Annotated in this window: 6 protein-coding genes; 2 read left to right on the forward strand and 4 right to left on the reverse strand. The window is 72.2% G+C overall.

Annotation, left to right across the window (positions count from 1 at the left end):
* Positions 1 to 171: 171 nt before the first annotated feature.
* The 4 genes from AB0L53_RS39615 to AB0L53_RS39630 are packed head-to-tail and all read right to left on the reverse strand — an operon-like array spanning position 172 to position 11,184.
* Entirely contained in the window at positions 172 to 4,137 is a 3,966-nt protein-coding gene (locus AB0L53_RS39615) for a DUF5682 family protein (RefSeq protein WP_364005647.1), read from the reverse strand.
* On the reverse strand, positions 4,134 to 5,270 hold the full coding sequence (locus AB0L53_RS39620; protein ID WP_364005650.1) for an AAA family ATPase: 1,137 nt from the start codon (positions 5,268 to 5,270) through the stop codon (positions 4,134 to 4,136). Before AB0L53_RS39620 ends, AB0L53_RS39615 begins: the two co-directional genes overlap by 4 nt.
* 38 nt (positions 5,271 to 5,308) lie before the next feature.
* A complete protein-coding gene (locus AB0L53_RS39625) occupies positions 5,309 to 10,315 on the reverse strand; it encodes a DNA-binding protein (RefSeq protein ID WP_364005653.1) in 5,007 nt (1,668 codons plus the stop codon).
* Positions 10,316 to 10,317: 2 nt separating this feature from the next.
* Complete coding sequence (locus AB0L53_RS39630) at positions 10,318 to 11,184, reverse strand: DUF4132 domain-containing protein (RefSeq protein ID WP_364005656.1); 867 nt, start codon at positions 11,182 to 11,184, stop codon at positions 10,318 to 10,320.
* 331 nt (positions 11,185 to 11,515) lie between these two features.
* Here AB0L53_RS39630 and AB0L53_RS39635 point away from each other — a divergent pair, with 331 nt between their 5' ends.
* The gene (locus tag AB0L53_RS39635; RefSeq protein WP_358551906.1) at positions 11,516 to 11,839 is read left to right on the forward strand and encodes a hypothetical protein; all 324 of its coding nucleotides are present in this window, start codon (positions 11,516 to 11,518) and stop codon (positions 11,837 to 11,839) included.
* A gap of 189 nt (positions 11,840 to 12,028) precedes the next feature.
* Positions 12,029 to 13,342, forward strand: coding sequence for a hypothetical protein (locus AB0L53_RS39640; protein WP_364005659.1), 1,314 nt, complete (start codon positions 12,029 to 12,031; stop codon positions 13,340 to 13,342).
* The last annotated feature ends 11 nt before the right edge of the window (positions 13,343 to 13,353 follow it).

A 13,353-nucleotide genomic window follows, 5' to 3' on the forward strand; every position in this document is an offset into this window, starting at 1 on the left:
CGGGCGTGTCTGCTCCCACGGATTCCAGAGCAGCGAACTGAGGAAGCATTCGCTGGTGGGTCTGCGGTCCTGCGTGAAAGGTAGCCATCTGGATTACACCTCCAACAGTGATGACTAGGGCTGGTCAACACGGGGCTTCAAAGCACCTGACGGCACCTCAAGCCCCCTCCTTCAGCAGGAGGGGGTCGTTGACCGGTTCTCTCCCCTGAGTCGGTCGCCGACCCATCGGGCGAGGGCGAGCGGGCTGAGAGCGGCGACGGGCATCCCGGCCGCCACGAGCTGCTGGGCGACGGGAATCGAATAGCGGGGTACGCCACTGTCGTCCAAGGCCGCGCACCCCAGCAGGTGGACACCGGACCCGGCCAGCGCCCGCACCTCACCGAGCAGGCCCCCGATCGGGTAGCCCTCCTCGAAATCGCTGACGACCACGACGAGCGTACGGCTCGGCACCGTGACCAGCGACCGGGCCTGGGCGAGTCCCGCGGCGATGTGCGTACCCCCGCCGACCCGCACTTCGAGCAGCAGGGACAGCGGATCGGCCACCCGGTCCGTCAGGTCGATCACCTGTGTGGAGAACGACAGGAAGTGCGTGGACAGCGTCGGCACGCCCGCCAGCACCGCGGCCGTCAGCGCGGACCACACCACCGACGCCTCCATCGACCCGGACACGTCGACCACGAGGATCAGCCGCCAGTCGGCCTCCTGCCGGGAACGGGTGCTGAACACCGGCCGTTCCGGGACGACCACGAGCCGGCCGTCCTCGAGGCGGCGCGTGTGCGACAGATTGGCTCGCAGGGTGCGCGGCAGGTCGAGCCGCCCACCCGGACGGCGGGTCGGGCGCGGGGTCGCCAGCCCGGTCATGGCGGGCCGCATCCGCGTCGCGAGCTCCTTGGTGAGTTCTTCCACCAGGCGGCGTACGAGTGGCCGAAGCTTGGCCACCTGTTGCTCCGGCAGGCCGCCCGCCAGCGAGAGTACGGAGGTCAGCAGTTCGACGGACGGCCGTACCGAGGCGGGGTCGAGCTCGCTGAGCACGTCGATGCGCCCGGCATCGGCTGCCTTGGCCAGTACCTCTTCCCGTACCTCGGTACCGAAGAGGGCTTCCAGCTCCTCGCCCCACTCACGGGCGGTGGGGAACGGGTGCTCCCTGCCGCCGGAGTCTCCGCCCGGCCCGAAGTCGTTGGCGCCTTCCCCGCGCCCCGCGCCGTACAGCTCGTCCAGGGCTCGCGCGTACGCGCGAGCGTTGGCCGGGAGCCGCTCGGACTCCCGGCCGAGCAGCAACCGCCACCGGTCGGCCGGCAGCAGCCTCCGCTCAGCGCGCCCGTCCTCGTCGACCGGGAGCGAGGGCTCGGAGAGAGCCGGGTCCACCTCGCCGCCCAGCGACGACCGCGGCACGGGAAGGACCGCGTCCGCCTCCTCACGGTGAGCCGCCTCCGCCTCCGCGTCCCGCCTAGCCAGTACGGTCTGCCCGTCCGGCTTGTCGGATGCCACCCCCGTCACGGCGGGCATGGGGAGCCGGAGTGCGTTCAGGGCGGCCAGGCCGGCGGAGTCGGCGGCGGTCCAGAGGGCGAGGAGTGCGGGCGGCGCGTCCAGTGCCAGGTCGAGCCGGTCGCCGAGCCGCTCCGACACCGCCCCCAGCAACCGGGTACGGCCGGCTGGGCTGAGTGTGTCGAACCCGCCGCGCAACGCCGGCAGCCGGTCGAGGAACTGCTTGTCCGACAAGCCGTCCACGCGGTCCATGAGCGGGTCGAGCGCCGCCGGCGCCGACTGGAGCAGCGGCCCCGCCGCCGTGAGTACGCCGGTCAGCAGGCGGCTCAGGCGCAGGCGCCCGTCCGGGCCGGTGGCGGTGTCGACCCAGCCGGCGGCCCGGTCGCCGAGCGCGTCGGCGCTGTCAAGGTCGAGCAGCACCCGGGCGGCCAGGGCCGCGCCCTGCATGAGCGGGGACGCGGTACGCGCCAGCACCGCCAAGGCGTCGTCCATCCGCAGCCCGAGGCGCTCTTCGCCGACCCGTGAGGCGAGGGCGACCAGGGCGACCGCGTCCTCCGCCTGGTCGCTGCCCGCCAGGCCGGGCAGAGCGCGGACCGCGGCCTCCAGCAAGGTGCCGACCAGTTCGGTGGCGTGCTCGCGGTCTTCCGGCGTGGTGCCGGGGAGGTGCTGCCGGCGCAGCGCCTCCAGCAGGTCGAGGGCATCGAGCAGTTCGGTGAGCGTGGCGGTGGCGGGCAGCGCGACGGCGGCGTCGGCCAGGCGGTCCGCGACCAGGTCGGGCAGGTCACAGCCGGCCGCGGCACGGAGCCCGTCGAGGATCAGGGCGCAGGTGGGTCCCCCTTCCGCGGATTCGCGGCGGAACGTCTCCCGCAGCGTGCCGGCCGCCGCCTGGGCGAGGGTCACGCCGCGTACGCCCGCCAGGTCGAGCAGGGCTGGTACCGCCGGGGTCCAGGCCATCCGCCATCTGGTGGTGAGCGCGGTGGAATCGCCCGTACCCACCACCTCGATCGGCTCGCCGTAGCCGACGCCGCAGACCAGCAGGCGCCGCAGGAGAACCTCCCGGCGCGCGTCCAGGTCGGAGCGGAGCGGGTCGAGACGTAGCTCACGGCGTTCGGGATCGTCCGGGCACGGGAGCCTGAGGGTGGCGAGATCCGCCTCGACGGCCGGGCCGAGCCCCGAACGTGGTGTGCCAGGCGCGGTCCGGCCGCGTTCGGTGCCGACGAACACGGTGTCGAGCGCCTTGGCCAGAGCCCGTCCCCTGCCCAGGGGCTCGCCCTGGCTGAGCACGGTCGTCACCGCCTCCAGCAACTCGCCCCGGCCTGGGGCGGGCAGGCCGCGCAGCCGGGCCAGGTCGCAGGCGAGCCGCAGCGTCTCGACGGCCTCCCCCGTGCCCGCGGTGTGCCCGGCGGCGCGCAGCTCCCGGCACAGGTCAGTGATGGCGCGGGCGGCGCCGTCCCTGACCCGCTCGGGATCGCCACCCGCCGCGAACACCGCCTGCTGCCAGCGCGGGTCACGGATGCCCGCCGGATAGCCGGACCGCGAGTCGAGCAGATCGAAGGCGTACGGCACCAGCGAAGTGACCGACGACGAACCGTCGCCCGCAGACGAAGCAGCGATTCCGCTGCCCGAAGACGAGCCGGCACTTCCGTCACCTGCGGACGAGCCGGTGGCACCATCCGTGTCGGGCCAGGTCAGCGCGGGTGCGTGGAAAGCGCCGACCACGGCGACGACTCGCCGACCGCCGGTCGCGGCGCCCGCGATGACGCGGCGCATGTGCGCCTCGCGGGCCAGATCCATGGCAGGGACGCCGCCTGCCGCCGCCGCGTCCCGGCGCAATGCCCAGCCGACGCCGAGGGCGGCGCGGCGGACCGCTTCGGGTTCGCAACCGGGGGCGAGGACCTCCACGGCCCGGTCCCACATGTCGTCCCCATCGCGGCCGGTCCCCGCGGCGGCCAGCGCCTCGGCGAAGGACATCCCTCGTGAGCCCACGCCACCCGCCGACGCCCCCGGCTGTGTACCGGGATCCTCCGCCGCATTCGCAATGCCGGACTCATCCGCCATATCCGATGACGTGCTGGGCTCCTCAGCCGTACCCATCGGCGTCCCGTGCGACGTGCCGGAGCCCTCGGCCGGGTCCGGTAGCAGCGGGGCCTGGTTGGTGGCTTGCCAGCCGGGGTCGGACAGCGGGAGGTCGCAGCAGAGCACCTCGGCGCCGCGCTTCCAAGCCCACCGAATGGCCGCCAGCTCCGGCGAGAAGTCGGCGAACGGGTAGAAACCCAACCCCCCGTCGCCACGTGCCCCCGCGAGGGCGACCGGTGCAACGGTTCCGGGGTCGGCCAGGTGCGTCAGCCACGGCTGGAAATCCGCGGGCAGTTCGACGCAGACCACTTCGGCGTCGGCGGCGTCCAGCAGCGCGGGCAGGACCACCGCCAGCGCGGGGCTGTGGTGCCGCACTCCCAGCAGGTACGGCCGGGCGGAGGCAGCCAGTGCGTCGACCACTCGCCTGGGATCATCGCCCCAGTCGTCGGCTCCCTGAACGGACTGCGCGGTCTGTACGGATCGCGCGATCTGGCCAGACCGAACAGACCCCGCGGACCGGCCTGTCTGGACGGCGCCCGCGGACTTGGCGGGCGGATCGATGTCCTGGATGGTCAACGGAGGTTCTCCCGCAGGTCCCAGAGGCGGCGCCACATCGCGGAGCCGTCCTCGGCCCGCCGTCGCACCGGCCCGTCCCAATAACCGAGGAGCCGCCCGTGATCAGCGGGATCGTCCTTGCGTACGACGCCCAGCAGGTGCCCCGGCACCAGGTCGAGGACGTCCCCCCTGGGCAGGTACGCCGCCGCGACCCCCAGCGAGGCCGCGACCTGCACGGCCTCGGCGGTGGACATGACGGTGCCGGGGCGCTCCACGTCCCAGCCCTCGGCCGAGCGCCCGGAGCGCAGGTCGCGGAAGACGGTGACCAGCGCGTCGAGCACCGCGTCGTCCACGCCGAAGGCGGCGCCCGCGCGCTGGACCACGGCGGTGGCCTGGCGGCGTACCAGGGTGGTCTCCGCCTCGGCGTCGGAGATGGGGTCGACGGTCTCGAAGTTGAACCGGCGCTTCAGGGCGGCCGACATCTCCGAGACGCCGCGGTCGCGCAGGTTGGCCGTGGCGATCACGGTGAACCCGGGCGAGGCCGCCACCTGGGCGTCTTCGGTGCCGGCGAGTTCGGGTACGCTGACCCGCCGGTCGGAAAGGATCGACACCAGGGCGTCCTGTACCTCAGGAAGGCAGCGGGTGATCTCCTCCACCCGGGCGACGCGGCCGGAGCGCATGGCCATGAGCACCGGGGAGTCGACCAGCGCGGCGGGGCTGGGGCCTTGGGCGAGGAGGAGGGCGTAGTTCCAGCCGTAGCGGAAGGCGTCCTCGGTGGTGCCCGCGGTGCCTTGCACGGTGAGCGCGCTGGTGCCGCACACGGCGGCGGCCAATAGCTCCGACAGCATCGACTTGGCGGTGCCGGGCTCGCCGACCAGCAGCAGGCCGCGTTCGCCGGCGAGGGTCACCACGCAGCGTTCGACGAGGGCGCGTTCGCCGACGAACTTGGTGGCCACCTTCATGCGGGACGTGGGCCCTTGCAGGGTCTCCTCGCCGCTGCCGCAGATGAAGGTCACCACCGCGCGCGGGGTCAGCGCCCAGCCGGGCGGACGGGGGCCGTCATCGTAGGAGGCGAGGAAGGCGAGCTCGTCGGCGTATCGCTCTTCGGCCGGGAGCACCTGCCGGGCCGGAGCCCGGTCTTCGGTCAAAGTCATGAGGTGAAGTCCTTAAGAGAGTCGGGGAGGGTGCGGGCTCAGCGTCGCCGTCCGCGCTTGACTTTGAGCTCCTCGAAGCGCGGAACGTCGCCGTCGCGCACCCGCTGCCACGCCTTGGCGTAGAGGTCGACGACGGGCTCGATCGGGATGCCATCAAAGGTGGTCAGGTCGAACATGGCCAGCTTCCACTGCTCCAGCGGAAGGAGCGGCGCCGACTGCTCCGCCCATCCGCCGGGCAGGAACAGCGTGCGCGCCGCCCGGCTCCGGCTCGCCTCGACGACGAGGTCGGTCGCGGCCAGCTCGGCGCGGGCCGCCTTGAGGCGGGCGGGCTTCCAGCCCGTCCACCGGGCGATGTTGCGGTCGGTGGGGTCGGGCAGGGCCAGCAGCATCAGGTAGTGGGCCGCGGCGTCCTCGCCGAGCCCGTACTCCTTCGCCACCTCGATGACCAGATCGGGCACGGACCGGGTGGGATCCTGCGGCCACCACGTCCCGTCCGCGTCCCGCTCCCCCTGCGCCGGGTCGCCGGGATCGGCGAGCAGCGCCGCGAACCGCGGGTCGCGGGCGGTACGGAAGGCGATCTCGACGGGGAACGGCTCCTCGGTGCCGAGCAGCGCGCGCAGGTACGGATCCTCACCTGCCGCGTCCAGCAACGCCACGCGGATGCCGGGAGCGGGTCTGTCGTCATGGGTGGCCATGACGACGGCGCCGTATCTCTCGTAGCCCTGGCCGGTCTCGGTCGGGGCTCCCGCTGCCTTCCTGAACGCGGGCAGGTCGACGTATCGGCCCAGGTCGAGCATCAGGTCCGGGTTGGCCAGCCGGTCGCGGACCGCGGCCAGCGCCGCCGGCAGCGCGGCCCGGATCGGATCTCCGGCGGGCAGCCGGTACGCCAGCCACCGCGCGGTGGTGACGGCCGCGACCAGCGAGCTCGTGGTGAACCCGGTGGCGTTGTCGTCGACGGGTGCGACCCGGTCACCGCGTACGGTCCAGGCCAGGTCGTGGCTCAGCTCCGGCGAGGCGGCCGGGTCGAGCAGGGCCCGCAGTGCCCGGCTCGTGTCCCAGCCGGTTCGCACCGCGCGAGCCGCCTCTCCGAGCAGCCATTCGGGAATCGCCGCCTGCGGCCCGACCTTGTCGTTCCACAGCGCCGCCGCGGCGGCCACGTCCGGGCCGTCGCTCCAGAGCCGGGCCGGGTCGCCGGGCAGGAGCGCCGCGACGACCGCCCGCCGGATGCCGGCGTCCGTCTTGCGCAGCTCGTCCCTGGCCACGGTGGCATCGGCCAGTTTCACGCCGATCGTGGTACGGATTTCCTTGGTGAGGAAGTTGCGCTCGTGCGTGTCCACGGACGGCAGACCCGCCACGATGAGCCGGGCCATCGTCTCGGAGACGCCGGTGAGCCGGGCGAACTCCTCGGCCGCCTCGGGCCGCCAGGGCGCCGGTCCCCGCGCGGCCAGCTCGGTGAAGAGCGCCTCCAGCCAGCCCGCCTCCCGCGCCACCCCGACCGGGACCGAGGACCGGGCCGTATAGGGGTGGGGGACGTCGAACCGCCCGGCCGGGTCGTGGAACAGCACCGTCCATACGCAGCCGGAGTCGTCCGGGGATCCCGAGCTCACGAAGGCGAGGAACGCGCCATCCTCCAGCGGCAGGGTCCCGAGCCAGTTGCCGTCGCGCCAGTTACCGTCGGGCTTGATCAGGAGGCGCTTGTCGAGGTGCAGGTCCATCCGTCGCCAGCGGGACGGATCGGCCGTGGTGGGCAGTCCGAGCTCGCTCAGTACGCGGAGCAACTCGTGCAGCGTGGCGCGGTGTTCCTCCTCGGCCGTCACCGTCGCGACGCGGAAGGCCAGGGCGGCGGCCTCGTCGAGGAGGGGGTCCCATCGCAGGCCCGAGCCCGGCAGTTCCGGCAGGTCCAGGTGAGTGCGGCCCAACCTCGACGAGGACGAGGCCGCCCCTGCGGGGCCCGGCTCCAAACGCCCCGACGCCAAGCCTCCGGACGCCGACACTCCAGACGCCAAGACTCCCGGCTCAGAAGCGCCCGACTCAGACGGAGCCGACGCCGACGCCAGCCGCCGCCCGATTGTCTGGATCTGCTGGAAGGCGCCGTCGGCCCGAAGGCGCCAGGAGTATTCGACGAAGTCGCCGAGCCCCCGGAGCGCCTGGTCGAGCAGAGAGTCCGTAGGACCGGCGGGCGCCTGCTCCTGGTGTCCGCCGGCGAGCGCCTCGGAGAGCCTGGCCGCGACGGTGTGCAGCGAGGTCTGCTGGGTCCCGGCGAAGCGGACGACCCCCGCGATGCCGGCCACGAGCGCGTCATGGCTGACCTGCGGAAGCAGGGTACGGACCCGCGCCTCCAGGTCTTCCTCCCCGGCGACCGCCAGTAGGGCCGCCGCGGTGTCCGGGTCGAGGGCGCGCAGGGCCGCGGAGCCCTCCGGATCCCTCGGGCGCAGGTAGCACCAGTAGCGCACCGGCGGCAAAATAAGGCTGCCCATGGCGAAGTGGCCGGGGGCGTCGTCCGTGCGGGCCACGGCCGTGACCACGCCGTCCGGATCGACCAGGTTGAGCCGGTAGCCCCCCTTGACGATGGTCCGCGGCCGGTCGTCCCCGGGGAACATCAGTGCGCGCGCCGGCGTCCCGGCGTCGGGCGCCAGGGTGAACGTACGGCCGGAGACGTCCTCACCGCGCATCGACCCGTCGGGCAGCCGCACCACGCGCCAGCCGAACAGCCCGCCCACGGGAGTGCCCACGGGGGTGGCCTCGTCCGAGGGCGCGGGAAGCACCCATCCCGCGTGGAACTCGCTGCCGGCCGGGGCGTCGCGGAGCGCGTCGGCGAGGAAGGCGGGCATGCCCTTCCTGCCCACCTGTCCGCTGACCGGGTCGTACTCGTACCAGTCTCTGGTGCCGTAATCGGAGCCGTCCCAGGTCCACACCCAGTAGGAGGTGCCGTCGGTGATCACCGATGCCTCCTCGGGGAGTGCCGTGTCGCCACGGTGCAGCACCCCCTGGCCGGTGGTCCGTCCGCCGCCGGGCAGGGGCAGGGTGACCGCGTCGTCGCCGCGGTACCAGTCCATGCGCGTCCCGCGGGTGTTGGTGGCACCCTCCATCGGGTGGAGACGGTCAGGGGCGGTGTGCCAGTAGCCGCGCAGCCGATAGTCGAGGTCGCGGGACTGCCAGTAGACGAGCAACTCGCCGTCCACATAGTGCAGGCCGATGTCGCTCCAGGTGTCTCCAGCCGGGATGCGCAGGTCATGGGTGAGCACGGTGCCTTCAGGACCGAGCACCCGGGCCTGCGCGGCGCCCGCCGTGAGCAGGTACGGCCAGGCGTCGGCGACGACGATGTCGTCGACGTCCTTCTTCGGCACGAGCGACGCGGCCGCCTCCTCCCAGGCCGGCCAGCCCAGCTCGTCGAACAGCCCGGCCCGCAGGGTGCGGCCGAGCACCGGCGCGATCTGCGCCGCCGCCGCCCGGCGTACCTCGTCCTCGGCCAGGACCAGCGCCTCGCCCGGCAGCCAGGCCAGCCGCCGCAGGGCGTCGGGCAGGTCCGGCAGTCCGGCGGCGGTGGATCGCAGGGCCACCTTGCGGGTCCATTCGGCCAGCATCGGCCGGCCGCCGGGGGAGGTGGCCAGCAGGCGGACGGCCCGCCGGCCGTCCTCGTCGTCGCTGAAGCCGTCGGCCGCGCGCTCGAAGGAGGGCCGGAACCGGGCGTCGGCGGCCAGGGCGACCAGGTCGCGCTGTCCCTCCCCCTTCGCCCAGGGCTCCAGCCGCAGCGAGTCGCCGTCATCGGGATCGCGTACCGGAATGTCGAGGGCCAGCAGCAGGTCGAGCAGGTCGACGTCGTAAGTGACCGTCAGCGTCCGCTTCTGCCCGGTCAGTTCGGCGCGCAGCTGGTCGGCCGCCCGCTCCACCAGCGTGTAGAGGGCGGGCAGGCGGGACGGCACCCGCCAGCCGTAGTTGCGCGCCTTCAGGAAGCGTTCGAGCCAGCCGACGGTGCCGTCGCCGGGCCGCTCCGGCACCTCGCCGGAGACCAGCCCGGCGGTGGCGCCGGACGCCTCGAGGATCTCCAGCCACAGGCCCGCCAGCTCGTCGTCCCGGGCCTGCGGCATGATGTTCAGCAACGTCACCCGCACCTCGGGCTCGCGCGAGGCCAAGGCCGCGATGCCCGTACGGTGGGCCTTCCACCAGCCCGTCGCGGCCCGATGGGCGGCCGGCAGGGCGAGCAGCTCGGCCAGGTAGGCCTGCTCCCCCTCATCCACGTCCACCCCGGCGGCCTTGGCCAGGCGGCGCAGGTCCGTCGTCATCTGCGCCGACGGCGGCAGCCCGCCCGCGGTGCGCCGCACGCACAGCCGTGTGAAGCGGCGCAGCGCCTCGTCGGCGGGCACCCGGGTGGCCAGCTCCTTGGCGTAGCCGGACAGTACCTTGACCGGCAGCGCCCCCGCCAGCGCGAACTCCAGGAACACCTCGTCGAGCCGGTCCTCGTCCACGGCGAGCCCGTGCTGCGCCTCGGCCCGGCGCGCGCTGGCGAACATCTGCGCGGCGTAGACAGCGTTCTCGACGCCCAGGAACACCCGGCCGCTCTGCTCGTAGAACGTGGGCAGGAAGTGGGGCACGGACGCGGCCAGCTGAGCGGCCAGCTGCTGGTAGGCGTCGAGCGCGGCCTTCGGCTTGGACTTCGCCTGCCGGGCCGCGCGCTCCAGCTCCGGCACGACGGCGAGCGCGTGGTGCCCGTCTTCGGGGTGGTGCACCAGCACCCATTCGGGGAAGCCGAGCGAGCGCCGCAGCCCCAGGCCGACCTCGGCGGGCTCCCCGTCGGGCGCCAGGCCCAGGAAGCTCGCGGCCAGGTCCTCGGCCGAGCCGAGCTCCCCGGCGACCAGCCGCACGACCACCCGGTCGTCCAGCCCGGGATGACGGTAGGTACGGGCGGTCATCGGCACCGCCCGCTCGCCGCCGCCCTCGGTGCCGAGCGGCAGCACGCCCCCGGCCTTCAGCAGCTCAGCGGCCTGAGACGCCTTCTGCGGCCCTGCGGCCTGAGACCTTTCCTGCGGTTCCGCGGTCTGAGACATGGTCACGCGTCCTTCCCCTCTTCGACCCGCCGCCCGGCGTAGAGCGCCGCGGCCATCCGCATCCCCTCCGACCAGGCCACCGGCCCGACCTCGCGCAGCGGCAGTGTCCTGCCGTCGAGGTCCTGCCAGCTCAGGTCGCCCGTCGTCATCTCGCCGTCCCAGTAGGGCTCGCCGATCCACACGGTCGCCTCCGAGAGGCTGCCCTCGTCGCGGACCCGGCAGGTGGCGTAGCCGCCGGAGACCCGGTAGCCGAGCGCGGTGGCCCGCGCGGCCAGGCCGAACCTGGAGTCGTAGGTGCCGCCGGAGAACTCCGACACGGCCGTCTCCGTCGCCTTGAGGTCGGCGGGCTTGCGCCAGGTGGCCCGGTGGATCTGCTCGACCTTCTGGACCACGCCCAGCTCCGCGGCGAACTCCCGCAGGTCGTCCAGATCGGGCAGCAGCACGGGATGCGGCAGGGTCACCGTCCGCGGCGACAGGCGTACGGTCTCGCCGTCGAGGTTGACCACCCGCAGCTCTCCGGTGTCGGTGGCGTCCCGCAGGAAGCCGACCTCGTCGGGGTCGTCACCGACCACGGCCAGGTCCCGCAGGGCCGACTGCCACGCCTCGTCCGGCCACACACGGGCCAGCAGCCCGGTCGGCACCGGCAGGGAGGAGACCATCCAGAGGTCCACCTGCGCCACGCACGCGGTGGCGTGCCGGTCGAGCCACTCGGCGAAGCGGCGCAGCCGGTCCACCTCGGGGTGATCGCGCAATGCCTTCGGCAGCGACTTCAGCTGCCGTCCCGCCGCCCGGCCGGAGGTGGCTCGCGCCGCCACCCGGCCCTCTATGAGGGCGACCTCATACCCGTCGCCCGCTGCCAGCCAACCCAACGGTCCCCGCCTTTCACCGTGCACGAACGTCGAATGAGCAGGGGTTTTCCAGCCCCTGCTGTGCAACTGCGCCGAACGTTAGCGACCCCGACCGACAAACCCGTTCGCGGTCCTCCAGAGGCTCCGACGGCGCGCACGGGGGTGGGGTGGCGAGCCGTTCGCGGGCTGTTTTGTCGGCCTGCGAAATGCGGTGATCCGTCAGAGATGGCTGGTACGGTACCGGCTTTCCACCGAATGACGGGAGTTTTCCGTTATGGACCACCTATTGCACAAGAAACTTTCCTAACAGATACTCCGGATTGAGTGTTCACCCCCCGAATCTGGAGTCGCCGTGCTTCGTCGTGTCCTCACCCTGACCTCGGTCGCCGCCGCCACCCTGATCACCCTCGCCCTGCCCGCCCAGGCGGCCGAAATGGACGTCACCTTCGGGCCGACATCAATCGGCGACTACTGCCACGCGAAGGTCAGCTCGGCCTCGTGGATCGGCTTCTACGAGGCGGGCGGCCTCAGGTGCTACGCGAGCGGCACCGGCGGCCCGCCGCAGTACGCCGGATCCGGCGACCCTTACCTGGCGTGCAAGTTCCTCACCACGGAGGTCGTCATGAGCGCCAGGCGGGGCACGTCCGACGCCCTGGTGTGCAGGGTGATCGTCTAACGCCCCTTTGGGGAGGGTATTCGGCTTCCTTACACGTTCCGGATACAAAATGGTCATTTTGGGTGTCGAAATTATCCAGGCATCGCGGTTACAGTGACCCCGCAAGCCAGATGATCTTCATCCGGCTTCTTCGTCACCGCGATCAGGAGGCTGAGAACTCAGTTGCGCGCCTGGAACTTATCTACCCGAATGACGCCGTACGCGGCGGGTGTGGCGGCCCTCGCGTTAGCGTTCGCGGGGGCCGTCGCGGCCCCCGCCTCCGCGGATGACATCGACACCTACTACCTCGACAGCGTCCACGGCAACGACTCGGCCGCCGGCGACTCCCCGGAAACGGCGTGGAAGACGCTGGCCAAGGCTTCCACGGCGGACCTGGAGCCGGGCGAAAAACTCATGCTCAGCCGCGGCAGCACGTGGTCCGGGCAGCTGGCCATCACCAAGTCGGGCGAGGCGGACAACCCGATCGTCGTCGACGCCTACGGCACGGGCGCCCGTCCGGTGCTCAAGGACGACAACGAGGCCTGCCTGTACCTCGGAGGCAACCACATCGAGGTCTACAACCTGCAGATCGGCGTGGACTCGGACCAGGGCCGCTGCTCGTGGGCGGGGATCAAGGTAGGCGGCAGCAACAACGTCATCGAGCAGAACTACATCACCGGCGCGGCGGCGGGCGTCTACATCGAGACGAGCGCCCAGTACACCTCGGTGACCAGCAATGAGTTCGTCAACAACAACTTCATGAGCAAGCTCACGCCGCAGGAGGAGAACGACAACGACGACTCCGGCGCGTTCGCGATGCTGGTGCAGGGCGACGACTCCAACATCGGCTGGAACACCATCACCGGATCGGTGGCCTTCAGCTACGACTACGAGTTCGACGGCGCGGCGGTGGAGATCTTCATGGGCTCCCGCAACTACGTCCACCACAACCTCGCGCTCGACAACGACACCTTCACCGAGCTGGGCACCAGCCGCAACGACGACGGATCGACGAACGACCCCGACGGGACCTCCGGCAACGTCTTCGAGTACAACGGCATCTACGGAGACAAGACCCGCTCCGGCATCGTCACCCGCGGCCCGGTCAAGGACAACGGCGAGATCGAGACGAACGGCCCGGTGTTCGGCACCGTGTTCCGTAACAACTCGATGAACCTGCCCAACCCCGACGCCGAGGGCGTCGTCTGCTACGCGAGCTGCACGAACGCGCACTTCAAGCTCTCGCAGAACATCGTCGTGGCCGGGAAGAAGAGCGCCTACGCCGACTCCACCTTCACCGCCAACGACCACAACGTCTTCTACGGCGGCCAGTACCAGATGACGGCCGGCACCGCCAACGTGCGTAAGGACCCGAAGTTCGACACCGACCCGAACAGGCCCCTGCGGCTGCTGAGCGGGAGTCCGGCGATCGGTCTCGGCGTCAAGAAGTTCAACCCCATCGACCTGGACGGAGCCCCGGTGGGCGGGAACGGCACCATCGAAGCCGGGGCCTACGAGTACTGAGGCCGATCGCG

It is taken from the genome of Nonomuraea sp. NPDC052129, from assembly GCF_040680095.1.
Classification (GTDB): domain Bacteria; phylum Actinomycetota; class Actinomycetes; order Streptosporangiales; family Streptosporangiaceae; genus Nonomuraea.

What these genes read in the sequence shown, in the direction of transcription:
- AB0L53_RS39625 (WP_364005653.1), bottom strand. Translation starts at nt 10,315, where the DNA reads ATGTCTCAGACCGCGGAACCGCAGGAAAGGTCTCAGGCCGCAGGGCCG.
- AB0L53_RS39620 (WP_364005650.1), bottom strand. Translation starts at nt 5,270, where the DNA reads ATGACTTTGACCGAAGACCGGGCTCCGGCCCGGCAGGTGCTCCCGGCC.
- AB0L53_RS39640 (WP_364005659.1), top strand. Translation starts at nt 12,029, where the DNA reads ATGACGCCGTACGCGGCGGGTGTGGCGGCCCTCGCGTTAGCGTTCGCG.